Consider the following 23555-nt stretch of genomic DNA (forward strand, 5'->3'; position numbering starts at 1 on the left):
GATGACGCAGGACGCCACACCCGCCCAGGGCACGACCTATGCCTCCGCCGGCGTCGACGTCGAGGCCGGCGACCGGGCGGTCGAGCTCATGAAGTCCGCGGTGGCGGCCACCCACGGCCCGAACGTCGTCGGGGACTTCGGCGGCTTCGCCGGGCTGTTCGACGTCTCGATGCTCAAAGACTACGAGCGCCCGCAGCTCGCCACCTCGACCGACGGGGTGGGGACCAAGGTCGCGATCGCGCAGGCGCTCGACATCCACCACACCATCGGCTTCGACCTCGTCGGCATGGTCGTCGACGACATCGTCGTGTGCGGCGCGACGCCGCTCATCATGACCGACTACATCGCCTGCGGCCGGGTGGTTCCGGAGCGGATCGCCGACATCGTGCGCGGCATCGCCGAGGCGTGCGCCTCGGCCGGGGTCGCGCTCGTCGGCGGCGAGACGGCCGAGCACCCCGGTCTGCTCGGGGTCGACGAGTACGATGTCGCCGGCGCGGCCACCGGGGTCGTCGAGGCGTCCCGCGTCCTCGGCGCCCACCGGGTCGAGGCGGGCGACGTGCTCGTCGGCCTGCCGTCCTCGGGCCTCCATTCCAACGGCTACTCGCTCGTCCGGCGGATCATCGCCGACTCGGGCTGGACCCTCGAGCGCGAGGTGCCGGAGTTCGGTCGGACGCTCGGCGAGGAGATCCTCGTCCCGACCACCGTGTACTCCGGCCCGCTGCTCGGGCTCCTCGCCGCGCAGCCCGAGGCCGTGCACGCGATGTCGCACGTCACCGGCGGCGGGCTGTCGGCGAACGTCGCCCGCGTACTCCCGCAGGGGCTGCTCGCCACGATGCGCCGCTCGACCTGGACGGTGCCGGCGGTGTTCGACGTGCTCGGCGACCTCGGCGGGGTCCCGCGCATCGATCGCGAGCGGACGTGGAACCTCGGCGTCGGCATGGTGCTCGTGGTCGCCCCGGACGCGGTCGACGCCGTGCTCTCAGGCGTCGACGGGGCGTGGGTGCTCGGCGAGGTGAGCGCGGACGACCGGGCTCTCGCAGGGGACGAGTACTACGTGCAGGGGGCCAAGGGGGTCGACGGCGGTGCCGCGATCCTCCGCGACTGAGGCCGGTGCCGTGAATGACGACGGCCCCGCCGCAGGGGCGGGGCCGGAAGCCGGATGCTCGCGTCAGCCGCGGCCGGGATCCTCGTCGTCGATGTCGTTGTACTTGTCGGCGTACTCGGAGTAATCGGGTTCCTCGTCGTAGGCGTCGCCGGAGCCGCCGCCGTCGGATGAGGACGTGGCTCCGAGTTCCTTCTGCAATGCGCTCAGATCGGTGTCCGGGCTGTAGTACTTGAGCTTTCGGGCAACCTTGATCTGCTTCGCCTTAGCGCGGCCGCGACCCACAGGCGTCGACCCCCTCTGTCGTCGGTCCAGGTCGCGGCGGAGCGCGGTCCCGGCATCGTGGTTGTCATCTCTCCCGGGGAATCCTACCCGGTCGGGATAGGATGTGCCATTTCTCGGACACTCATGTGGACAGGCTGAGAGCGGGTGCGCGCGGTCCGACCGGCCCGTTCTCACATAGGGTTGGACCATGGCCTATCAGCGTGATTTCGAGATCCTGCTGCGGGTGTTCGAGCCCCTCGTGGTGCACCCGGAGCTCGCCGACTACCCGGTGTCGGAGAACCGGGAGACGATCGCCGGGCTCGTCGCAGCCGACGCCGACACGCGCCTCATCAGCATCCCGCCGGATCCGGTCGCCGACTCGTACCGGGGGACCCCGATCTTCATGCCCGCGGCCGACGGCGGCGACGAGTTCGACCGGGTGTGTCCGGTGCAGGACGACATCCGGTCCTGGCATGCGCTCGAGGCGCTCGCGGAGAACAGCACGCGCCGCGAGCTCGACCTCGTCGTCCCCAAGGCCGCCCGTCGGCGGGCGGCGGCCCACCGGGTCGAGTGGATGCAGGACGACCCGGACACCCGGGTGTTCACCCGCACCTCGGCCTGGGACGTGTCGCCCGTGTGGTGGCTCGCGCTCGACCCGCAGCGGGACCGGGTCATCAGCGACGACGTCGAGGACGGCGACGAGGAGGGGTTCCGGATCCGGATCCGCACCCCGATCGTCACCGCCTCGGCCCGGGTCGACTGGGCGCTCGAGGTCATCAGGGAGAAGTCGCGGCTGACGAGCGTCGTCGAGTCGACGGAGATGTTCTCCGAGTGGCTCGACGGCTTCGACGTCAACTCGGTCCTCGAGCTCGACATGGGCGGGATGAGCGAGGTGCTGTGGCCGGACACCGGTGCCGAGCTCGTCGCCGACTGGGTCGACAGCCTCGACGCCGACGACGTCGACGGGGCGCGCGCGGCCTTCAACCGGTACACCCGGATGTGGGAGATGCTCGGCCTGTACTCCCGGAGCAGCTAGGAGCGGCGATGGCGAACGCTCCCGGGACGTTCGGCGTCTTCGTCCCCGTCCTCATCGTGCTCGTGGTCATCGTCGTCGTGCTCGGCTTCATGACCGTCATGCGCCGACGGAGCGTGCCGCGCTCGCGGGTACGGTCGACCGCACCCGGCGTCATCGAATCCGCGCTCATCGAGCACAGCTGGAAGCGGTTCGCCCGCACGTGGAACGACGATGATCCGCGGGGCATCCATCTCACGCTCCGGTTCGACGAAGGCGGACGGACCGTGCGGACGACCATGGGCTGGAAGAGCCCGCCGGTGCTGCCCAAGCGGGTGCGCGATCGGATCGTGCGCCGACTGCCTCTCGATCGGAGCACCGGGGTGCAGCTGCCGGACGCGTGGGAGCGGGACGAGGCCGACCGTCGGGCGCGGGCCGGCGGGTACCGGCTCGTGCTCGATCCCGAGATCCCGGTCCTCGTCCACCGCCTCGACGACGGATCGTACACGTGGGAGGAGGACCGGCGGCGGTAGACCGGGTGCGGTCGCGTCCTCGCGGTCATCGTAGCCGGGTCCGCGCTCGCCTCCGGCAGCCGGTTCCGCAGGTGACCTTGCGGTCATAGAGTGGGTGGGACCCGATTCCCCGAGGAAGGACCTCACCATGACGACCGATCCGACCGCTCCCGGCGGGACCCCCGAGCAGATCGAGGCCGAGCAGAGCGCCGCTGAGGAGTTCGCTCCCGAGCGTGAGGAGGAGCTCGCCGCCGACCCCGGTGACGCCGAATCCCCCGAGCCGCTCGACGGCCGTGACGGGCAGCCCGTCGCCGGCAGCTCCGACGAGCCGGAGCTGCTCGACGCCGAGGACCCCCTCACGGATCCGCAGCGGGCCGCAGACGAATCCGGCACCCTCCTCACCGAGACCCCGCTGCCGGAGGACCCGGTCGGCTGACCCCGCCCCTCTCCCAGCGCCCATTGCAAAATCCTGCGGTTCCTGAGAACGGATCCGCAGGATTTCGCAATCTCACCGCCGTGCCGCCGCGGGGCGTCGGAGGGGATAGCCTGGGAAGCGTGACGAACAGTGAGGGCGCCCGCGCCCGCCTCCCGCGGATGCCCGTGCGCCGCGCCCTTGCCCGCTGCTGGTGGAGCGCGACCTCGTATCGCTTCGTCCGCGAGGACCCGCCGGTGACGGGGTCGCGGATCCTCCTCGGTGCCCCGCACACCTCGAACTGGGACTTCGTCCACATGCTCGCGATCGCGTGGGACGCGCGCCTGCGGGTCCGCTGGCTCGGCAAGCAGGAGCTCTTCCGCGGTGTCGGCGGGCCGCTCATGCGGCTGCTCGGCGGGGTGCCGGTGGACCGGTCCAACCCGGCCGGACTCATCGAGGCCGTCATCGAGCGGGCGCGCACCGAGCGCGACTTCTCCCTCGTCGTCACGCCCGAGGGCACGCGCTCCGGCGACGGCTGGCGCAGCGGCTTCTATCGGATCGCGATGGCGACCGGTCTGCCGGTGACGCTCGGATTCATCGATGTGCGCACCCGCACGACGGGACTCGGACCGACGATCCGGCTGAGCGGGGACATGGCGGCCGACATGGACCGGATCCGCGCCTTCTACGCCGACAAGGCCGGGATGAAGCCGGAGCTGCGGACCGAGCCGCGGCTCTCCGGGGAAGGTCGGCCCGCGTCCCTGCCCCCGCACGAGGATGAGCCGACACCGCCGTCGCAACAGCGTTGAGAATGCAGAATCCCGCGGTTCCGTTCTCAGGAACCGCGGGATTCTGCTGTTTCGCTCGGTGGCTCCGACCGGCGTCGATCCGGTGACCTTTCGATTTTCAGTCGAACGCTCTACCAACTGAGCTACAGAGCCGAATGCAGTCCATCGTACCGCACCGAAGAGCGAAGGCCCTTCTGAAACAGAAGAGCCTTCGTGCTCCGCGACCCTGACGGGACTCGAACCCGCGACCTCCGCCGTGACAGGGCGGCGCGCTAACCAACTGCGCCACAGGGCCATATTCATTTGTCGTGCTCTTCGGGGATCCGCCCTATCGTACACGTACCCCCAACGGGATTCGAACCCGTGTCGCCGCCGTGAAAGGGCGGTGTCCTAGGCCACTAGACGATGGGGGCCCAGCTGCCCCGCCGTTCACACGGCGTTTGAACCTCAGTCAGATTACCCCAGACGATTCGCGCTCCGCAAACCGCTGGGCACTGCCGGGGCGTGAGGTGCGTCACCTGGCGGGTCCGAGGCAGGAGGGGTTCGTAGACTGGCAGGATGGAGAGGATCGATGACGCCCGGTTCGACGCGCTCGTCGACGCGGCGATGGCGGATCTCCCGCCGGGGGTCGAGGACTTCATGGACAACGTCGCCCTGTTCGTCCACGACGACCCTCCGCCGGAGACCCCGGATCTGCTCGGCGTCTACGACGGCATCCCGCTGACCGAGCGCGACGGGTCCTGGGGGTTCGTGCCGCCGGACACGATCGTCCTGTTCAAGAATCCGCTCATCGATTTCGCTCGCGACGAGGAGCACCTGGCTGACGAGATCCGGATCACGATCATCCACGAGATCGCCCACCACTACGGCATCGACGACGATCGGCTGCACGAGCTCGGCTGGGGCTGAGGGGCGCAGGAGGCGAGAGGTGCCGGGCGGCCGAGGTGGCGTGCCGCGGGGGCCTCACGCGGGTCCCGGCGGGAACGGATTGGCTCCGACCTCGGCCCGTATCCTAGAGTAGCGGGGTATTCCGACCGCCTCGTTCGACCGAACAGCGCGGTTCGGATGCGCACGACAGCACGAGCACGAGTAGGAGGCAACAGCCACTGATGTCGATTGCGGCCCGCATACACAGCTCGGCGACCCCGGCGCTTCGAGTGCTCAATCTGGCCGGCGTGGAGTACTCGGTGCACGAGTTCGACCACGATCCGGCGGTCCGTCGCTACGGGACGGAGGCGGCCGAGCAGCTCGGCACCGACCCCGCCCGCATCCTCAAGACCCTCATGCTCCTCGTCGACACCGAGCCGGTCGTCGCGCTCCTCCCGGTGTCGGGGCAGCTCGACCTCAAGGCACTCGCTTCCGTGGTCGGCGGCAAGAAGGCGCACCTCGCCGGCATCGCCGAGACCGAGCGCCGCACCGGCTACGTGTCCGGCGGGGTGAGCCCGTTCGGTCAGCGCAGCGCCTCCCCGGTGATCGTCGACCGCACCGCCCACGACTTCGAGACGGTTTTCGTCTCCGCCGGGCGCCGCGGCATGGAGATCGAGCTCCGTCCGGACGACCTCGTCATGCTCACCAACGCCCGCATCGGCAAGATCGCCAACCTCGACTGATTCCCGGCGCGCCTCGGTGCACCCCGCACCGGGAGCTCTCCCGGTGGCGCTACAGGTACTCCGCCTCGCCCACCTCGGGCTCGCATTCCCCTGCGGACACGTCCGCGAGCATCGCCAGGCATGCGTCGACCTCGGCGGCGGGGACCGCGAACCGATGGGTCACCGTCTCCGCCCAATCGCTGTCCGCAACCGTCCACCCGGACTGCTCCGCGAGCCGCTGGGCATGGGCTGCCCGGGCGTAGTCGAGCTCGGCGGTGATCGGCACGACGAGATGGCGCCGCACGGTGTCGAGCTCGGCGAGCGCCTCGGATGCGGCGGCGCCGTAGGCGCGGACCAGACCGCCCGCGCCGAGCTTCGTCCCGCCGAAGTACCGGGTCACCACGGCGACGACGTTCGTCAGCCCGTGACCGGTGACGACTTCGAGGATCGGGGCGCCTGCGGTGCCGGCCGGCTCACCGTCGTCGGAGAACCGCTGGGTGCGCCCGTCGGGGCCGAGGACGAACGCCGTGCAGTGGTGGCGAGCCTTCGGGTGGGTCGTACGCTGCTCCTCGACGATCGCGCGGGCCCGGTCCTCGGTCGCGGCATGGGCGACGCGGGCGATGAAGCGCGAGCGCTTGATCGCGATCTCTGCGGTGTTCTCACCCACCGGCTCCTCGTACCCCTCGTCGTCCATGCCCGCCACTGTAGCCGGGCGGTGGCCTACGATGAGTGCAGGGCCGGTATGCCGCCGGCCGACACTGCCCGACCGGAGCCGCAGCGCGTCTCGCGGAGCCGGGCCGTCCCGCCGAGGAGAGGGTGCTCATGTCCGATTTCACCGATGCCGAACTCGCCGACATCCGCCGCGAGGCCGAGCGCACCTATGAGCTCGACCGCGCGCACGTCTTCCACTCCTGGTCGGCGCAGGCCCAGCTCTCGCCCATGGTCGTGTCCCGTGCGGCCGGTCCCTACGTGTATGACGGCGAGGGCGCGCGCTTCCTCGACTTCTCGTCGCAGCTCGTCAACACGAACATCGGACACCAGCACCCGGCGATCGTCCAGGCGATCAAGGACCAGGCCGACCTCATCTGCACGATCAACCCCGCCCACGGCAACGCCGCCCGGTCCGAGGCCGCCCGCCTCATCACCGAGCTCACCCCGGCCGGCCTCGACCATGTGTTCTTCACCAACGGCGGGGCGGACGCGAACGAGCACGCGGTGCGGATGGCGCGCCTGCACACCGGCAAGCACAAGGTGCTCGCCCGCTACCGGAGCTACCACGGCGCGACGCAGACCGCGATCAACCTCACCGGCGACCCCCGCCGGTTCCCCAACGACCGCGGCGATTCGGGCGTCGTCCACTTCTTCGGGCCGTTCCTCTACCGCAGCGAGTTCGATGCGACGACCGAGGCGGAGGAGACCGAGCGCGCGCTCCGGCACCTCGAGCGGACCATCCAGCTCGAGGGGCCGCAGACGATCGCGGCGATCATTCTCGAATCGATCCCGGGCACCTCGGGGATCATGATCCCCACCCCGGAGTACATGCAGGGCGTCCGGCGCCTGTGCGACGAGTACGGACTCGTGTTCATCACCGATGAGGTGATGTCCGGGTTCGGGCGCGCGGGGAAATGGTTCGCCTTCGAGCACTACGACATCGTGCCCGACATCATCACCTTCGCCAAGGGCGTCAACTCCGGCTACGTCCCGCTCGGCGGGGTCATCATGAACAACGAGATCTACGGCTCCTTCGCGGACCGCCCGTACCCCGGCGGTCTGACGTACTCGGGCCATCCCCTCGCCTGCGCCGCCGCGGTCGCGACGATCACGACGATGCGCGAGGAGAACATGATCGAGAACGCCGCGAAGCTCGGCGCGGAGATCGTGGGCCCGCGGCTCAAGGAGTTCTCGGAGAAGTTCCCGAATGTGGGGGAGACCCGCGGGGTGGGGATGTTCTGGGCGCTCGAGCTCGTGCGCGACAAGGAGACCCGCGAGCCGCTCGCGCCCTACGGCGGCGCCTCGCCCGAGGTCACCGAGATCGTCGGGAAGATCAAGGCCGGGGGCGTCATCCCGTTCAACAACTTCCACCGGCTCCACGTGGTGCCGCCGCTCAACATCTCCGCCGACGAGCTCAACGCCGGCCTCGACGTGTTCGAGCAGGTGCTCTCGGAAGCCGACTACTCCTGATTCGGATTGCGATTTCCGGCGGTTCCGTTCACAGGAGCCGCCGGAAATTGCACTCTCGGGGGTGGAAGCTCCGGGCTGGAACTCCGGGCCGGGTCGCTGGGCCGTGGGGTCGTCCTGCCGTCGGGTCGTCAGCGGTCGAGGTGGCCTGCGACGAGGCGCTCGGCGACCCCGGTGAAGAGCCGGACGCCGGCGCACAGGTCCTCGTCCGTCGTGTACTCGCCCTCGTTGTGGGAGATGCCGTCGACGCTCGGGACGAAGAGCATGACCGAGGGGACGACGTCCTTGACGTTCGTCGAATCGTGGCCGGCGATCGTCATCATCGGCCGGTGGCTGAGCCCGAGCTCGTCGGCCACCTCGCGCGCGAGCTCGACCCCGCGGGGATCGTAGGGGAGCAGCCCCCACGAGTGCGCGGTGTCCTTCTCGATCCGGACGTCGGCGAGCTTCTCGATCTCCGCGATCCGCTCGTGGAGCAGGGCGTCGGCCTGCTCCACGAGCGACTCGTCCGGGGAGCGCATGTCGAGGTGGAGGCGCACCTCGCGGGCGACGACCACCGGGGAGTTCGGCAGGATGACCATCTGCCCCACCGAGGTGTGCATGTCGGGGCCGAACCGGTCGGCGAGCTCGCGGGCGGCGACGACGAGGTGCGAGGCGCCGAGCAGCGCGTCGTGCCGGTCGGAGATCACCGTGGAGCCGGTGTGGGACTGGTCCCCGGTGACGATGAGGTGGTACTTCTGCGCGGCCCATGTCGCTTCGACGAGCCCGATCGTCACCCCCTCCTCGTCGAGGTGCCGGCCCTGCTCGATGTGGATCTCGGCGTAGGCTGCGGCCTCGGGGCCCTCGCCGGTGCCGAGCGAACCGCCCGCTTCGAGCGCCTCGGCGACGCTCACCCCCGCGAGGTCGACGGTCTTGAGGACGGCGTCGGCGTCGAGCTTGCCGGTGTAGACGCCCGACCCCATCATCGAGGGCTGGAACCGGGACCCCTCCTCGTTGAACCAGTTGACGACCGCGATGTTGTGCCGCGGCGTCTCCCCGGTCTCCTCGATCCGGCGCACCACGCGCCAGGCGGCCTGCGCGGCGGCGAGCACCCCGTACGCGCCGTCGAACTTCCCGCCGAGCGGCTGCGAGTCGAGGTGCGAGCCGAGCATGACGTACGGTGCGCCCGGCGTCCAGGTGAAGAGGCCGAACTGGTTCCCGACCCGGTCGAACTCGACGGTGAAGCCGCGCTCGGTGAGCCAGCGCGTGAGCCACGCGCGCTGCTCGACGTCCGGAGCGGTGAGCGCCTCGCGGTCGACGCCTCCGCGGGGCGTCTCCCCGAACCGGGAGAGCTCCCGGAAATCGGCGAGCACCTCGGCATCGAGCTGGTCGGCGGTGAGCTGCGAGTAGGGCATGGCTGACTCCTTCGGATCGGCTGCGGTGACCGGGTGGGACCGGCCGCCGCCGCGGAGCCGACGGGCGACCCCGCGGGCGGCGGCGGACGATCAGGGGCGGCTGGTGCGGATGTCCGGGTCGGTGATGCAGTGGACGATCGCCGGGCCGTCATGGGCGAGGGCCTCGGCGAAGGCCTGGGCGAAGTCCGCGGTGCGCTCGACCCGGACGCCGAATCCGCCGAACGAGCGGGCCCACGCGGCGAAGTCCGGGTTGCCGAGCGTCGTGCCGGAGGGCCGGCCCGGGTACTCGCGCTCCTGGTGGGCGACGATCGTGCCGTAGCGGGAGTTGTCGTTGATGACGATCGTGAGGTTCGCGCCCTCGTTCACCGCGGTGGAGAACTCCTGGCCGTTCATCATGAAGCACCCGTCGCCGGCGATGGAGAACACGGTGCGCTCCGGGTGGACGAGTGCGGCGGCGACGGTGGCCGGGACGCCGAACCCCATCGAGCCGTTGCGCGGTCCCAGGGCCGACGGGAATCGATGGACGGGGAGGAACCGGGCCGCCCAGCCGGTGTGGTTCCCGGCGCCGTAGGCGATGATCGCGTCCGCGGGCAGCTGCTCGGCGATCGACCCGAATGCGAGGTCCATGTCGACGTACTCGCGCTCGCCGTCGCCCGCCGAGCCCTCGGCGGCCTCTGCGGAGTCTGCCGGCGGCCGGGGGACGCGCCAGTTGAGGAACGCCTCCCGGGTCTCCGCGATCCAGGCGGGCGCCTCGGCCCCGGAGCCGGGGGATGCCGAACCCGCCTCGGCTCCGGCGCCCGCCGCGGCGGATTCCGCGACGGCGGCGCCGAACGCCCGGGTCGTCGACACGATGAGCCGGTCGAGCGGCCCGAAGTGACCGCGTGCGCCGGGGTCGCGTGAGATGACGATCGTCGTGTCCGGGGAGCAGCCGAGCTCGTAGGAGTTCGTCATGATGTCGGTGCGGGCGCAGCCGAGGAAGATGTGGAGGTCGGCCGCATCGAAGACCTCGCGGCTCACCGGTGCGGACCCGATCCCCAGCGCCCCGAGGTAGTGCGGGTGTGCGTGGTCGATCCCGTCGTAGGCCCGGAAGTCGGCGAAGATCCCGACGCCGCGGTCGGCCGCCCAGTCGGCGACCGCCGCCGAGGTGTCCGCGTCCCACATCTCGCCCCCGGTGACGAGGACCGGGCGCCGGGCTGCGGCGATCGCTGCGTCGATCGCCGCGAGGTCGGCGGGGCTCGGACCGGGTTCGGGCACCGGGCGCGGGGGGACGACGGCGCCGTCGACCTCGACGAGCTGGGTGTCCTCGGGCAGGCCGACGATCACCGGGCCGGGGCGCCCGGAAGCGGCGGTGTGCATGGCATCGGCGACGATGCGGGCGGCGGAGCCGGGATCGTCGAGCGTGAGGACCTTCTTCGCCGTCGATCCGAACCACCCGGCGAGGTCGAACTCCTGGAACGCCTCGCGGCCGCGCACCTCGGTGGGGACGAGGCCGACGAAGACGACGAGCGGAGTGGCGTCCTGGTAGGCGTTGTGGATGGCGACCATGACGTTCGAGGCGCCCGGTCCGCGGGTGACCATCGCGATGCCCGGTCGGCCGGTGAGACGGCCCTCGGCGACCGCCATGTAGCCGGCGCCGCCCTCCTGCCGGCACACGATGGTGCGGATCGGGGAGTCGTGGAGCCCGTCGAGCACATCGAGGTACGACTCGCCGGGGACGCAGTAGATCCTCTCGACCCCGTGGGCCTCGAGCTCGCGGACGATGAGGTGGCCCGCCGAGCACGGGCCGGTGCCCGCGGTGGCGGGAGCGGTGGAGTCCGTGCCTGCGGAGGGCGAGGGGGCGGGGGCTGCGGGATCGGTGGATGCGGCGTCGACGCTCATGCCCTCACTCTAACCATGAACACGCTTCCAAGGTGAGGGGCGTCACACCCGCGTCTCAGTCCCGCCGGACGAAATCGGCGATCTCGCCGAGGTGGGCGGCGGTGAGGCATTCGCGGGCCGAGGTGCGGATGAGGAGCGCGTCATCGACGGGGAGGGAGGCGGCGAGCTCCGCGCGGTCCGCCTCGGATGCGGGCAGGTGGTCGTCGATCCAGAGCACGCGCCCCGTCTCCCCGTCCGAGCCGCGGGCGTGCTCGGCGAGGTGGTCCCGCACTGCCTGCTCCTTGCCGTGGAAGATCGTCGGCCCGCGGTCCATGACCGGCAGCCACGGGCTCTCCGGCAGCCCGAGCGCCCGGAACAGGAAGGGGGCGTCGTGCTCCCACGACGAGGCGGTGGTCACCGCGACGCCGGGCGACCGGAGGATGTCGGCGAGGCCGGCGATGATCGCCTCGGAGTAGGCGACGGGCACGAAGCGTCCGTCGGCCACCCGCACGTCGCGGGCGGTGAAGTCACGCGGGAACGGCGGGGAGGGCTCGGTGACGAGCACCCCGTCGATGTCGAGGAAGATGTGCACGCCGGTGCTCGCGCTCCCGCTGCCGGAGGCGGGAGCGTCCGCTCCGGTCATCTGCCGGGTGGCCGGATCCACCGGTCAGCGGGTCGGCGAATCGGGGTGGTTCGGCGAGGCGGGGTTCTCCATGATGACGGTGTTGCCGTCCTCATCGGTGATGAGCGTGTCGCCGTGCGCCGCAGCGACCGCGCGGGGGTCGGGATTCGCCTCGACGTAGCCGCCGCGCTTGTCCTCGGCGCGGTCCGCGGGGCCGAGCACGTCCTTGGCCGCCTCGTTGACCTTGTCGAGTCCGGAGTTGCCGCTGCTCTCGGCGGGATCGGTGGTCCTGTGCTGGTCTTTCGACATGTGCGTCTCCCATCGTGGCTGGTGCACCTGAGATCCCAGCCTACTCCACGCACGGCAAGGCGTCCTGCCGGTCGGGGCGCATCGGCCGGGGAGCGGACCGGACCACGGGCAACGAGTCGCACCGGGCCGGGACGTCGGGGCGACCGCGCCCGGCTCACCCCGTGGGGTGGAGCACCCGGTGGAGGAACTCGCGCGTGCGGTCCTGCTGCGGATCGCCGATCACCTGGGCGGCGGGGCCCTCTTCGACGACGACGCCGTCGGCCATGAACACCACCCGGTCGGCGACGTCGCGGGCGAACGCCATCTCGTGGGTGACGACGATCATCGTCATGCCCTCGTCGGCGAGCGAACGCATGACGTTGAGGACGTCGCCCACGAGCTCGGGATCGAGCGCCGAGGTGGGCTCGTCGAACAGCATGACGTCGGGGTCCATCGACAGGGCGCGGGCGATCGCGGCGCGCTGCTGCTGGCCGCCGGACAGCGAGGCCGGAGACGCATCGAGCTTCTCGATGAGACCGACCCGCTCGAGGTTGTGCTCCGCGACGCGGTCGGCCTCGGACTTCGAGCGCTTGAGGACCTTGCGCTGGGCGACGGTGAGGTTCTCCCGGACGCTGAGGTGGGAGAACAGGTTGAAGCTCTGGAACACCATGCCGATCCGCGTGCGGGCGGCGTCGATGTCGATGTCAGGATCGGTCATGCACTGCCCGTCGACGACGATCTCGCCGGCGGTCGGGACTTCGAGGAGGTTGATGCACCGCAGGAGGGTCGACTTGCCGCTGCCGGAGGGGCCGATGATGCAGACGACCTCGCCGCGGTGGATCTCGCCGTTGATGTCGCTGAGGACCTCGTTGTCGCCGAAGGCCTTCTTGAGGTTGGTGATGCGGACGATGGGCTCCCCGGTGCGATCGACCTGTCGGCGGGCCGTCTTCGGGGCGCCGGGGGCAGGGGAGCCGGATGCGGGTGCGCCGGTCGCGGCGGTCGAGCCTGCGGGTTCGCCGGTGGGCGTGCTCATGAGGATTCCTCTCAGGCTCAGCTCTTCGATCCCACGGCGCCGAACTTCCGTTCGAGCACCCGGGACAGGAAGGACAGCGGGATGGTGATGACGAGGTAGCACAGCGCGATGACGATGAACGGCGTCAGGCTCGCGGAGTTGACGATCTCCGCGCGGGCGAGCGCGGCGAGCTCGCGCCCGCCCACGGCCGAGCCGAGGATGTAGGCGAGCGAGGAGTCCTTCGTCAGCAGGATGAGCTCGTTCGTCAGCGGCGGCAGGATGATGCGGAAGGCCTGCGGCAGGACGATCGTCACCATCGCGCGCGAGGACGACATGCCGAGCGAGCGGGCGGCCTCGACCTGGCCCTTGGGCACGGCCTGGATACCGGCGCGGATCGTCTCGGCCATGTACGCGCTCGACACGAGTCCGAGCGCAATCATGATGACGACGAGCTTGCTCAGGCCCATGCCGGGGAACGCGACCGGCAGGCCGAAGCCCATGACGAGGAACACGACGAGGGCGGGCAGCCCGCGGAAGAACTCGATGTAGATCGCGGAGATCCAGCGGTACGGAGCGACCGAGGACAGGCGCATGAGCGCGAGGACGATCGCGAGCGCCAGGCCGAGGGCGAACCCGAGGACGGTGAAGAGGACGGTGTTCTTCAGTGCGACGGTGATGACCTCGGGGAACATGCCCGCGGCGACCTCGAAGTCGAGGAACGTGTCCGCGAGCTGACCCCAGTCGGCGGCGATGATGACGATCGCGAGCACGATGAGGAGGATCGCGTACTGGATGCCGCGGGAGATCTTCGCCTTCTTGCGCTTGCTCATCCCGGGTTTGACGGCCGGTGCGGGCGGGATGCCCGGGGTCGAGGAGCTGCGGGCGTCGACCGCCGAGGTGCTGGTCCCGGATCCCGGGGAACTGTCCTGGGTCACGATTCACCCTTCTCGGTGCGATGGATCCCGCCCGGGTGCGGTTCGTGGCGCGGGACCGGGCGGGGCAGGGCCGTCGCCGATGCCGGGAGCGGGGAAGCGGGCATCGGCGACGGCGGCTGCGGGTCAGTTGGCCGGGGCGGCGCCGAACCACTCCTCGTAGATCGAGTCGTAGGTGCCGTCCTCCTTCGCAGCGCTGACGACCTCATTGACCTTGTCGATGAGCGCGGTGTTGTCCTTCTTCGCGGCGATGCCGTACTCCTCGCCGGTCTCGATGTCGAACTGGACGGCGTAGTCGGGGTTCTCCTTGGCGAAGTCGTAGAGCACGCCGTTGTCGTTGATGACGGCCTCGACGTCGCCGTTCTGGAGGGCCTGGAGCGACAGCGGGAGATCCTCGTAGGTGATGATCTCCGCGTCGGAGAGGTTCTCCTCCGCGTACTGCAGGCCGGTGGTGCCGGTCTGTGCCGCGATCGGCACACCCGCGAGCCCCGCCTCGTCGGCGATGTTCGCATCGGCCTTCGCGACGACGGCCTGGTTGGCGTCGAAGTAGCCCTCGGAGAACTCGATGACCTCGGCGCGCTCCTCGGTGATCGTCATCCCGGCGGCCGCGAGGTCGCACTCGCCGGTGTTGAACGCTGCTCCGGTGGTGATCGTCTCGAAGGGAGTGTTGACGATCTCCTGCTCGACGCCGAGCTCCTCGGCGACGAGATCGACGAGGTCGACGTCGAAGCCGACGACGTCGCCGTCGCGCTCGAACTGGAACGGCTGGTAGGACAGGTGGGTGCAGACCTTGAGCTTCCCCTCCTCGAGGAGAGGGATGCCGCCCTCACCGGTGGCGGCGGGCTCGGATTCCGATCCCCCGCCGCCGCAGGCGGTGAGGGTGAGAGCGAGTGCGGCGGGAAGTGCCAGGGCGGCTGTCAGGCGTCGGTTCACGGTGTCTCCTCGTCGTGTGGGCGGCCGGGCGGCCGGTGCCGATCGTGCGATCGGCGGGTGGCTGTGCGGCCGGTATGGGGAGAAAATACTCCTCCGGACCGTGACCCGCCCCCGCGCGAGGCCGCCTCACGGGAAATCGTGTCCGTTTCGTTGTGACCCGGGTCACTCCGCGGCACCGTGTCCCGTCGGCCGCGCGCCATCGGGTCGGCGCCCCGGGGGCAGGTGATCCCGGCGGCCTCGGTCCGCTCAGGCGGCGTCCTCGGCGCGCTCAGGCGGCGGGGTCGGTGATGAGGCCCTCGGAGACCATCCAGTCGAAGGCGACGTCCGCCGGCTCCTCGCCCTCGACGTCGACGCGGAGGTTGAGCTGGCGCATGACCTCGTTCGTCAGCCGATCGCCGAAGGAGTCGAGGATCTCCTTGTATTCCGGATGGTTGTCGAGGGAGTCGGCGTGGAACGTCGGCGCGGCGTTGTAGGCCGGGAAGAACTGGCGGTCGTCCTCGAGCACGGTGAGTTCGAGGGCATCGATCCGTCCATCGGTGGTGTAGACCTCGCCGAAGTTGCAGTCGCCTTCCGCCGTGGCGGCGTAGATCGCTCCGACGTCGTAGACGCCGATCTGGTCGTCCGGCACGCCCTCGGAGCCGCCGCGCGGCATCTCGTAGTGCTCGAGCATCGGATTCATCCCGTCGACGCGCGAATTGAACTCCGCATCGACGCAGAAGGTGCGGTCCTCGACCGGGAGCTCGGTGATCTGGGACAGCGTCGAGATCCCGCCGAGCGCCTCCCACTGCTCCGGTCCGACGGCGAAGGCGTAGGTGTTGTTCAGCGGCATCGGCGCGCCCCACGTCACCCCGTTCTCGGCATCGATCTCGGACACGGCCTCCCACATCTCCTGCGGGTCGGGGATGCTCTCCTCCTGGCCCAGGTAGGTCAGCCATGCCGTGCCGGTGTATTCGTAGCCGACATCCGCACCGCCGGATTCGATGAGCTGGCGCGAGGGCTGGGAGCCGGGGACGTTCGTCAGGTCGACGACCTCGTAGCCGGCCGCCTCGGCGGCGAGGACCGCGATCTTGCCGAGGATGAGCTGCTCGGTGAACGACTTCGAGGTCACGGTGATCGGGTCGGCGTCCTCGGCACCGGGCACCGGTTCGATGGTGCCGGGCTCCACGGCGGGGACGAACGACGCTGCCGGCTGCAGGCCGCACCCGGTGAGGGCGAGGGCTGCGGCGGCGAGGGCGGCGGAGAGCGGAAGGCGCTTCATGCTCACAGTCCTTTCGGCCGGGCGAAGTACTCGACGACGCGACCCAGCCAGTCGATGACGAGCGCGAGGAGCGCGACGATGAGGGAGCCGGAGACGAGCACGGTCGTGAGGTTGAGGTTGACGCCGGTGGTGATGAGCACCCCGAGCCCGCCGCCGTTGATGAAAGTCGCGAGCGTCGCGGTGCCGACGAGGAGGACGAGCGCGGTGCGGATGCCGGCGAGCATGAGCGGCACGGCGAGCGGCAGCTCCACGCGGAACAGCACTGCGGTCGCACTCATCCCCATGCCGCGACCGGCCTCGATGAGGCTGTCGTCGACCTGGGTGAGTCCGACCATGGTGTTGCGGAGCACGGGCAGCACCGCGTAGAGGACGAGCGAGACGATCGCGGCCCAGAACCCGAAGCCCAGCCAGAACGCGAGGAGCACGATGAGACCGATCGCCGGCGCGGCCTGACCGATGTTCGCCACCGTCATCACCGGTCCGGTGAGGAACCGGAGGGCGGGGCGGGTGAGGAGGATGCCGAGCGGGATCGCGATGGCGAGGACGATGAGCGCCGACACCGCGGTGAGGGCGAGGTGCTCGAGCGTGTAGCCCCACAGGGTCGCGGGGTTGAGGGTGCCGAGCTCGGTCTCCGTGAGATCGGCGGTGACGAGCCAGATGACGAGCGCGGCGAAGACCACGGCGATGCCGAGGATCTGGAAGATCAGCGCGCGACGCTCCCCGGCCCGCTCGACCTCCCGGGCGTTCCGGGGACGCGAGGCCCCCGTCGCGGTGCCCTGAAGCGGTGCTCCCGGTGCGGCGTGCTCCGCGGTGCAGGAGTCGGTGGTGCGGGAGTCGGCGGTGCCCGGCCGGCTCATCACGAGTCGCCCTCGGCCGGAGTCGTGTTCTCTCCGCGGGGGGAGTCCGGGGTCTGCTCCGCCGTGGCGCCGCGCGCCGAGGTGATGGCGTCCATGACGGTCTCCACGCCGATCACCCCGAGGTAGCGGTGCCTGCTGCCGGTGACGATCGCATTGCTCGTCGAGGACACGAGCATGGTGTCGAGCGCGTCGTTGAGGGAGGCGCGGTCGCCGACCACCGGGAGGTCCTCGTCGCGCGCGGCGGGGAACTCGGTGAGCCGCTCGAGCTGGCGCGAGGAGTACCACTGCACGGGACGTTCGCGGTCGTCGAGGATGACGACGGCGTCGTCGGCGGAGCCCGAGCTGCGCAGGGCGGCGAGGGCGGCGGCGGGGCCGTCCGCGACGGGCGAGGTCACCGTCTCGCGCACCTCGGCGTCGGCGACGCGGCTCAGGGTGAGCTGCTTGAGGCCGGCGCCGGAGCCGATGAAGTTCTCGACGAAGTCGTTCGCGGGGTGCTTGAGGATCTGCTCGGGCGAGTCGTACTGGACGAGCTGGCCGCCCTCGGCGAAGATCGCGATCCAGTCGCCGAGCTTGACCGCCTCGTCGAAGTCGTGGGTGACGCAGACGATGGTCTTCTTGAGCTCGGCCTGGATGCTGATGAGCTCGTCCTGCAGGCGCTGCCGGGTGATCGGGTCGACCGCGCCGAACGGCTCGTCCATGAGGAGCACGGGCGGGTCGGCCGCCAGCGCGCGGGCCACGCCGATCCGCTGCTGCTGGCCGCCGGAGAGCTCGCGCGGGTAGCGGTCGCGATAGGTGTCGGGGTCGAGCGAGACGAGCTCGAGGAGCTCGTCGACGCGGGCGGCGATCCGGTCCTTGTCCCAGCCGAGCATCTTCGGCACGATCCCGATGTTCGTCGCCACCGTCATGTGGGGGAAGAGTCCGCCGGCCTGGATGACGTAGCCGATCCGCCGCCGGAGCTTGTCGGCGTCCATCGTCGTGATGTCCTCGTCGTCCATGATGATGCTGCCGGCGGTGGGCTCGATGAGCCGGTTGATCATCTTGAGCGTGGTCGTCTTGCCACAGCCGGAGGGGCCGACGAGCATGACGATGCTGCCGGCCGGGATCTCCATGGTGAGACCCCCGACCGCGGGCTTCGCCTGCCCGGGGTAGGTCTTGGTGATCTCGCGCAGGAAGATCTCTGCGCCCTGGGAGTCGGTCGACGTCGGGGTGCGGTCCGCGGCGGTGTCGGCGGATCCGGTGAGCTGATCAGACACGGATACCTTTCGAGGTGGTCAACCGGCCGATGCCGACGAGGATGAGGTCGAGCACGAGTGCCAGGAGGATGATGCCGATGACGCCGACGACCACCGATTCGAGCGAGTTCGCACCGCCGAGGCGGGACAGCCCGGTGAAGATCAGGCCGCCGAGGCCGGGGCCCAGGGAGTAGGCGGCGATCGCGGCGATGCCCATGACCATCTGCGCGGAGACCCGGATGCCGGCGAGGATGACCGGCCAGGCCACCGGCAGCTCGACGGTGAGGAGGGTGCGCATCCGGCTCATCCCGATGCCGCGCGCGGATTCCACGGTGGCGGACGGGACCGAGGCGAGCCCGACCACGGCGTTGCGGAGGATCGGGAGCGTGGCGAAGAACGTCACGACGATGACAGCAGGGGTGACGCCGTACCCCACGGGGGCGATGAGGAGACCGATGAGGGCGAAGGACGGGATCGTCAGGCCGATCGCGGTGACGGAGTTGGCCACCGACGTCCAGACCCCGGAGCGGTAGACGAGCGCGGCGATGACGATCGAGATGATGGTGGCGAGGATGAGGCACTGGACCACGAGGCTGAAGTGCTGCCAGCTGGCGAACGCGATCTGCGGGAATCGGTCCACCAGGTAATCCCACATCGTCGCTGCCCCTGTCGGTTCGTCGTCGCGTCTGTCCGGTCTCGTGCGCACTTCGCTTCAGTGCTGCTCACACGCTGCGTCGCCGGTCCCGCCCATCCGTGTTCGGGTGAGCGGGACCGGCGGAGCGCGCAGTGCGTCCACGGTAACGGCAGCGCCGCGGCATTCCCAGCCGCTGGGGTGTCCTGGGGAGATCCGTGTCCAAGTCGTGACCTCGGAGTACGGGCGCGGGTGCGCGGTCCCGGACAGCTCGACCGGGGCCTCCGGCCGGTGGCGTCAGCTGAGCATGTCGCGGACGAGCGGGACGACCTTCTCGCCGTAGAGCTCGATGCTGTGCATGATCTTCTCGTGGGCGAGGGGGCCGGTGCTGACCTTGAGATCGAACCGGGTGGCGCCGAGCGACCGCATGCCGGCGGCGATCTTCGCGGCGACCGTCTCCGGCGAGCCGACGGCCATCGAGCCGTGCCGCACCTCGTGCTCGAAGGAGGCCCGCGAGGGGCGGCCCCAGCCGCGTTCGGCGCCGATCCGTTCGACCTGTGCGGTGTAGGGCTCGTAGATCTCCTCCATCGCCTGCTCATCGGTGTCGGCAACGTGGCCGTAGGAGTGGTAGCCCACCGGATTCCCCTCGGTCCCGCCGAGCTCGGCGAGCGCGCGCCGGTAGAGATCGGCGAAGGGGGCGAAGCGGTCGACCGGACCGCCGATGATCGCGAGCATGAGCGGGAGGTCGTAGTGGGCCGCGCGGATCACCGACTGCGGGCTGCCGCCGACCGCGATCCAGGTCTTCAGCTGCCCGCTCTCGATGGGCGGGTAGAGGGTGACATCGGTGAGGTCCTGCGTGTGGGTGCCCTGCCACGTGACCGGCTGCTCGGTGCGGAGCTTCGCGAACAGCGCGAGCTTCTCCTCGAACAGCTCCTCGTAGTCCTCGAGGCGGTAGCCGAACAGCGGGAACGACTCGGTGAAGGACCCACGGCCGAGGATGACCTCCGCGCGGCCCGAGCTCAGGGCGTCGAGCGTGGCGAAGCGCTCGTGGACGCGCACCGGGTCGTCGGAGCTCAGCACGGTGACCGCGGAGCCCAGTCGGATGCGCTCGGTGCGGGCGGCGATCGCGGCGAGCACCATCTCCGGGGCGGAGACGGCGAAGTCGTCGCGGTGGTGCTCGCCGATGCCGATGAAGTCGAGGCCGACCTCATCGGCGCGGACACCCTCCTCGACGACGTTGCGGACGGTCTGGGCGTGGGAGAGGAGCGCACCGTCGGGGCCGGCGGTGACGTCGCCGAAGGTGTCGATGCCGAATTCGTGTGTCATGTCCGGGAGAACCTGGTTGAAGGTGCAATTATTCCGGAATACCCCGCCCCGGGGCCCGGTTGTCCCGGATGTGACCACCGCACCCGCTCCCATCACCATCGGCATCCTCGGCGTCGGCAAGCTCGGCACCGCGCTCGGCCGCCTCGTCCTCGACGCCGGGTACGACCTCGTGCTCGCCGGTCGGCCCGCAGCGCAGGACGATCCGATGCTCGGACTCATCGTGTCGAGCCTGCTCCCCGAGGCGCGCCTCACCGATTTCGCGACGCTCGCCGTCGCGGCCCGGGTGACGATCCTCGCCGTTCCCCGCCCCGCCCTCGCCGAGGTCGACCTCGGCGCCCTGCGCGGGATCGTCGTCGATGCGACGAATGCCTGGGAGGCGACCGACGGCGCGCCCCCGGATGCCGGCGTCGGCGGGTCGGACGTCGGGGGCGGGGGATTCGCGGCACTCGCCGCCGCCCATCCCCATCTGTCGTTCGTCCGGGCGCTCAACCATGCCGCGTACACCGACCTCGGCGCGGACGCGCGGCCCGCCGGGGTGCCGGGGAGGAGGGCGCTCGGCGTCGCCGGCGGAGCGCCTGCGGTCGACGCCATCGCGGGGCTCGTCGATGCGTTCGGCTTCGACCCCGTGGTCCTCGATGCGGAGCAGGCCCATCTCCTCGACGTCGACGGGCCGGTGTTCGGCAGGCGGCTCGAGCGGGCTGAGTTCGAGGCGGCCGTCGGCATCCCCGGCGGTCGAGCGGTCGATGAGCGCACCTCGGGGGGCGGCGACATCGTGAGGGGCGTCCCGTCCGTCTGACGGTCGGGTGCCCTCGGGCCCGCCGCCGCTTCGCTAGGCTCGGACGTGACGCGCGTCTCATCGCTGGGGCGCCCCCGCGCAGACAACGGCCGTGACCGGCCGACCCGAGGAGGACCCATGACCCATACCTTCGACGAAGCGATCGCGCTCACCCCGGACGGCAGCGGTGCGATGACCGCGCACACGCACCCGGCGTGGGCGAACATGGTGGGGCCCTACGGCGGGATCACCGCCGCGGTCGCCCTGCAGGCCGTGCTCGAGCATCCCGAGGTGCAGGGCCGGCCGGCGGCGCTCACGCTCAACTACACCGCGCCGATCGCCGACGGCGAGTACACCGTCCGCGCGGAGCCGGCGCGCACGAACCGGTCGAACCAGCACTGGACGATCACGGCGACGCAGAACGGCGAGGTCACGGTCACCGGCACCGCGCTGTTCGCGCAGATGCGCGAGACCTGGTCCGACACCGAGGCCGAGTTCCCGCAGGTGCCGCCCCCGGCCGAGGTCGCTCCCCGGCCCGGCGGACTGCCGCTGCCGTGGCTCAACCAGTACGAGATGCGGTTCGTCACCGGCGAGATCCCGGAGAGCCCGGAGCACGCGACCGAGGACTCGGTGACGCGGCAGTGGTTCCGCCATGCCGAGCCGCGGGCCTGGGACTTCCCGGGGATCGCCTCGGCGTGCGACGTGTTCTTCCCCCGGGTGTACCTGCGGACGGGGGAGCGGAAGCCTGCGGGAACCGTGAGCTTCACCGCGTACTTCCACGCCGGTGCCGAGGAGCTCGCCGCGCAGGGCGACTACCTGCTCGGGACCGCCCGGGGATCGCGGTTCGGCGAGGGGCTGTTCGACCAGTCCGCGCAGATCTGGGGCGAGTCCGGGGACCTGCTCGCCACCACCCACCAGCTCGTGTACTTCAAGTAGCCGGTCGACGCAGAAGGACGGTGCGACGCCCGAACGGCCGAGGCCCCGCCTGCCGCGATGATCGCGGGGGCGGGGCCTCGTGCGCGGCGGTTCGAACCGGAGTCCGGCCGGAACAGCGCGGCGTCGGAGCGCCGTCTTCTCAGTGCTTGAAGTCCGGCAGATCCTGGCTCATCCGCGGAGCGACGATGCCGGCGAACGCCGTGAACAGCGAGACCGCGACGAGCAGCGCGGCTGCCGGCCACCAGTGGTTGTCCACCGAGGCCACCATCGCGGTCGTGAGCAGCGGGACGAAGCCACTGAGCATGCCCGCGGTGTTCTGCGCGAACGCCACTCCCGTGTAGCGGGTCTTGGCCGGGAACAGGCCGGTGAGCACAGTGCCGGAGGCGGCGTACGGGAAGGACAGCGCGGCGACGGCGATCGTCATCCCGAGGACGACGAGCACGGGGTTGCCGCTGTCGATGAGGAGGAAGGCCGGGAACGCGATGAGCGCGGAGACGATGCCGCCGTATAGCACGACCCTGCTCGCGCCGAACATCCCGCCCAGCCGGCCGCCGATGATGAGCACCGGGATCTCCACGACGGCGGCGATGAGGGTGCCGAGCAGCATCGTCTCGCTCGTCTGGCCGAGGACGTTGACGCCGTACCAGACGACGAAGGTCGTGACGAGGTAGAAGCCGCCCACGCCCAGCAGGGCCGCGGCCATGCCGATGATGATGTGCTTCCACGATTCGCGCAGGGTGGTGCTGATCGGGGCCTTGACGATCTCGTCGGACTCCATGAGCTCCTGGAACACCGGCGACTCGTCGAGCTTCGAGCGGATCCAGATCGCGAGCAGGAGCATGGGGATCGCCGCGAGGAACGGGATCCTCCAGCCGAAGGAGTCGAAGTTCTGCTGCGAGAAGAAGAGGGTGGCGAGGAAGAACCCGCCGGAGGACAGGATGGTGCCGATCGGGGAGCCGATCTGCGGGATCGCGGCATAGCGCGCGCGGTGCTTGAGCGGGGCGTTCTCGACGACGATCGTCATCGCGCCGGCCCACTCGCCGCCGACGAAGAGGCCCTGGACCACGCGGAGGAGCACGAGGAGGATCGGGGCGAAGATGCCGATCGCCGCGTAGGTCGGGAGCATGCCGATGAGGCCGGTGACGATGCCGATGCCGACGATCGTGACCATGAGGGTCTTGCGACGCCCGATCTTGTCGCCCATCCGACCGAAGATCATGCCGCCGATCGGGCGGGCCACGAGTCCGACCCCGAAGGTCGCGAACGAGGCCATCGCGGCCGCGGCGGCGTTCTCGTTGGTGAAGTACTGGACGTTGAAGACGAGGGCGGCGGCCGCGCTGAAGAGGAAGAAGTCGTACCACTCCATCGCGGTGCCGACGAGAGCACCGAGGGTGACCTTGCGCGCTTCGGCCTCGGTGAGCTGCCGGGTGGCACCGGCCTCGAGGTTGGCGGACGTAGTGCGGGGGCCGGACTGCGGTTCGGGGTGCTCATTGCGTCCTCCTGGATCGTGGTGGGAGTCTGGCTCTCTGTCGACAGCCGAGACTACGCCGGAGGACGCGCGCGGATCATTGCCGTCAGGTAACGGGATTCCCGACGGCACCTGCCCCGGTCGACCGCGAGGTCGACCGGGGCAGGTGGACTCGATCCG

The 23555-nt window shown here is 70.5% G+C and carries 25 protein-coding genes and 3 tRNA genes; 10 read left to right on the plus strand and 18 right to left on the minus strand.

Annotation, left to right across the window (positions count from 1 at the left end):
• Window position 1: 1 nt before the first annotated feature.
• Window positions 2-1105 (plus strand): phosphoribosylformylglycinamidine cyclo-ligase, encoded by a 1104-nt coding sequence (gene purM / locus C1A17_RS12040; protein WP_101653202.1) that lies wholly within the window; start codon window positions 2-4, stop codon window positions 1103-1105.
• A gap of 63 nt (window positions 1106-1168) precedes the next feature.
• On the opposite strand, the gene C1A17_RS14840 is transcribed toward purM, so the two are convergent.
• A complete protein-coding gene (locus C1A17_RS14840) occupies window positions 1169-1576 on the minus strand; it encodes a DUF3073 domain-containing protein (protein WP_425427307.1) in 408 nt (135 codons plus the stop codon).
• On the opposite strand from C1A17_RS14840, the gene C1A17_RS12050 reads away from it, so the two are divergent.
• The 4 genes from C1A17_RS12050 to C1A17_RS12065 all read left to right on the plus strand — a co-directional run bounded on the left by C1A17_RS12050 (window position 1575) and on the right by C1A17_RS12065 (window position 4111).
• Window positions 1575-2402, plus strand: a complete 828-nt coding sequence (locus C1A17_RS12050; RefSeq protein ID WP_101653204.1) for a DUF8083 family protein — start codon at window positions 1575-1577, stop codon at window positions 2400-2402. The two genes, C1A17_RS14840 and C1A17_RS12050, sit on opposite strands and share 2 nt — an antisense overlap.
• Before the next feature lie 8 nt (window positions 2403-2410).
• The gene (locus C1A17_RS12055) at window positions 2411-2911 is read left to right on the plus strand and encodes a hypothetical protein (RefSeq protein WP_101653205.1); all 501 of its coding nucleotides are present in this window, start codon (window positions 2411-2413) and stop codon (window positions 2909-2911) included.
• Window positions 2912-3038: 127 nt separating this feature from the next.
• A complete protein-coding gene (locus C1A17_RS12060) occupies window positions 3039-3326 on the plus strand; it encodes a hypothetical protein (protein ID WP_101653206.1) in 288 nt (95 codons plus the stop codon).
• A 158-nt stretch (window positions 3327-3484) separates the two neighbouring features.
• On the plus strand, window positions 3485-4111 hold the full coding sequence (locus tag C1A17_RS12065; protein WP_180953358.1) for a 1-acyl-sn-glycerol-3-phosphate acyltransferase: 627 nt from the start codon (window positions 3485-3487) through the stop codon (window positions 4109-4111).
• 59 nt (window positions 4112-4170) lie between these two features.
• Here C1A17_RS12065 and C1A17_RS12070 read toward each other — a convergent pair.
• The 3 genes from C1A17_RS12070 to C1A17_RS12080 form a co-directional block, all read right to left on the minus strand.
• Window positions 4171-4243, minus strand: a tRNA-Phe gene (locus C1A17_RS12070).
• 68 nt (window positions 4244-4311) lie between these two features.
• A tRNA-Asp gene (locus tag C1A17_RS12075) sits at window positions 4312-4385 on the minus strand.
• Between the two features lie 45 nt (window positions 4386-4430).
• Window positions 4431-4503, minus strand: a tRNA-Glu gene (locus C1A17_RS12080).
• A 145-nt stretch (window positions 4504-4648) separates the two neighbouring features.
• Between C1A17_RS12080 and C1A17_RS12085 the strand changes: the two genes are divergently transcribed.
• Together C1A17_RS12085 and ybaK are read left to right on the plus strand one after the other, a co-directional pair.
• Entirely contained in the window at window positions 4649-4999 is a 351-nt protein-coding gene (locus tag C1A17_RS12085) for a metallopeptidase family protein (protein WP_101653207.1), read from the plus strand.
• A gap of 200 nt (window positions 5000-5199) precedes the next feature.
• Window positions 5200-5700, plus strand: a complete 501-nt coding sequence (gene ybaK, locus C1A17_RS12090) for a Cys-tRNA(Pro) deacylase (protein WP_101653208.1) — start codon at window positions 5200-5202, stop codon at window positions 5698-5700.
• 49 nt (window positions 5701-5749) lie between these two features.
• Here the strand turns inward: ybaK and C1A17_RS12095 are convergent, their stop codons facing one another.
• Window positions 5750-6373 (minus strand): YigZ family protein, encoded by a 624-nt coding sequence (locus C1A17_RS12095; RefSeq protein WP_101653209.1) that lies wholly within the window; start codon window positions 6371-6373, stop codon window positions 5750-5752.
• Between the two features lie 128 nt (window positions 6374-6501).
• Here C1A17_RS12095 and C1A17_RS12100 point away from each other — a divergent pair, with 128 nt between their 5' ends.
• Window positions 6502-7860, plus strand: a complete 1359-nt coding sequence (locus C1A17_RS12100) for an aspartate aminotransferase family protein (RefSeq protein ID WP_101653210.1) — start codon at window positions 6502-6504, stop codon at window positions 7858-7860.
• 128 nt (window positions 7861-7988) lie between these two features.
• Here C1A17_RS12100 and C1A17_RS12105 read toward each other — a convergent pair whose 3' ends face one another.
• From C1A17_RS12105 to C1A17_RS12160, 12 genes are all read right to left on the minus strand, one after another.
• A complete protein-coding gene (locus tag C1A17_RS12105) occupies window positions 7989-9248 on the minus strand; it encodes a M20 family metallo-hydrolase (RefSeq protein ID WP_101653211.1) in 1260 nt (419 codons plus the stop codon).
• A 90-nt stretch (window positions 9249-9338) separates the two neighbouring features.
• Window positions 9339-11126 carry a thiamine pyrophosphate-dependent enzyme gene (locus C1A17_RS12110; RefSeq protein ID WP_101653212.1) on the minus strand — a complete coding sequence of 596 codons (1788 nt, stop codon included), beginning with the start codon at window positions 11124-11126 and terminating at the stop codon, window positions 9339-9341.
• Between the two features lie 55 nt (window positions 11127-11181).
• Window positions 11182-11748, minus strand: a complete 567-nt coding sequence (locus tag C1A17_RS12115; protein ID WP_101653213.1) for an HAD domain-containing protein — start codon at window positions 11746-11748, stop codon at window positions 11182-11184.
• A 24-nt stretch (window positions 11749-11772) separates the two neighbouring features.
• Complete coding sequence (locus C1A17_RS12120) at window positions 11773-12036, minus strand: hypothetical protein (RefSeq protein WP_101653214.1); 264 nt, start codon at window positions 12034-12036, stop codon at window positions 11773-11775.
• A gap of 154 nt (window positions 12037-12190) precedes the next feature.
• Entirely contained in the window at window positions 12191-13048 is an 858-nt protein-coding gene (locus tag C1A17_RS12125; RefSeq protein ID WP_101653215.1) for an amino acid ABC transporter ATP-binding protein, read from the minus strand.
• Between the two features lie 17 nt (window positions 13049-13065).
• Entirely contained in the window at window positions 13066-13857 is a 792-nt protein-coding gene (locus C1A17_RS12130; protein WP_101653676.1) for an amino acid ABC transporter permease, read from the minus strand.
• Between the two features lie 228 nt (window positions 13858-14085).
• The gene (locus tag C1A17_RS12135; RefSeq protein WP_101653216.1) at window positions 14086-14892 is read right to left on the minus strand and encodes a basic amino acid ABC transporter substrate-binding protein; all 807 of its coding nucleotides are present in this window, start codon (window positions 14890-14892) and stop codon (window positions 14086-14088) included.
• A gap of 268 nt (window positions 14893-15160) precedes the next feature.
• The gene (locus C1A17_RS12140) at window positions 15161-16150 is read right to left on the minus strand and encodes a glycine betaine ABC transporter substrate-binding protein (RefSeq protein WP_101653217.1); all 990 of its coding nucleotides are present in this window, start codon (window positions 16148-16150) and stop codon (window positions 15161-15163) included.
• Window positions 16151-16152: 2 nt separating this feature from the next.
• The gene (locus C1A17_RS12145; RefSeq protein WP_219618280.1) at window positions 16153-17007 is read right to left on the minus strand and encodes an ABC transporter permease; all 855 of its coding nucleotides are present in this window, start codon (window positions 17005-17007) and stop codon (window positions 16153-16155) included.
• On the minus strand, window positions 17007-18260 hold the full coding sequence (locus C1A17_RS12150) for an ABC transporter ATP-binding protein (RefSeq protein ID WP_425427308.1): 1254 nt from the start codon (window positions 18258-18260) through the stop codon (window positions 17007-17009). The genes C1A17_RS12145 and C1A17_RS12150 overlap by 1 nt, the downstream gene beginning before the upstream one ends.
• Entirely contained in the window at window positions 18253-18894 is a 642-nt protein-coding gene (locus tag C1A17_RS12155) for an ABC transporter permease (protein ID WP_101653218.1), read from the minus strand. Before C1A17_RS12155 ends, C1A17_RS12150 begins: the two co-directional genes overlap by 8 nt.
• Window positions 18895-19167: 273 nt before the next feature.
• On the minus strand, window positions 19168-20196 hold the full coding sequence (locus tag C1A17_RS12160) for an LLM class flavin-dependent oxidoreductase (protein WP_101653219.1): 1029 nt from the start codon (window positions 20194-20196) through the stop codon (window positions 19168-19170).
• 70 nt (window positions 20197-20266) lie between these two features.
• Here C1A17_RS12160 and C1A17_RS12165 point away from each other — a divergent pair, with 70 nt between their 5' ends.
• Window positions 20267-20992 (plus strand): NADPH-dependent F420 reductase, encoded by a 726-nt coding sequence (locus tag C1A17_RS12165; protein WP_101653220.1) that lies wholly within the window; start codon window positions 20267-20269, stop codon window positions 20990-20992.
• A gap of 117 nt (window positions 20993-21109) precedes the next feature.
• Window positions 21110-21907 carry an acyl-CoA thioesterase gene (locus C1A17_RS12170; protein WP_101653221.1) on the plus strand — a complete coding sequence of 266 codons (798 nt, stop codon included), beginning with the start codon at window positions 21110-21112 and terminating at the stop codon, window positions 21905-21907.
• A 139-nt stretch (window positions 21908-22046) separates the two neighbouring features.
• Here C1A17_RS12170 and C1A17_RS12175 read toward each other — a convergent pair whose 3' ends face one another.
• The gene (locus tag C1A17_RS12175; protein WP_245873735.1) at window positions 22047-23507 is read right to left on the minus strand and encodes an MFS transporter; all 1461 of its coding nucleotides are present in this window, start codon (window positions 23505-23507) and stop codon (window positions 22047-22049) included.
• Between the last annotated feature and the right edge of the window lie 48 nt (window positions 23508-23555).

The organism is Brevibacterium ihuae (assembly GCF_900184225.1).
Taxonomy (GTDB): Bacteria; Actinomycetota; Actinomycetes; order Actinomycetales; family Brevibacteriaceae; genus Brevibacterium; species Brevibacterium ihuae.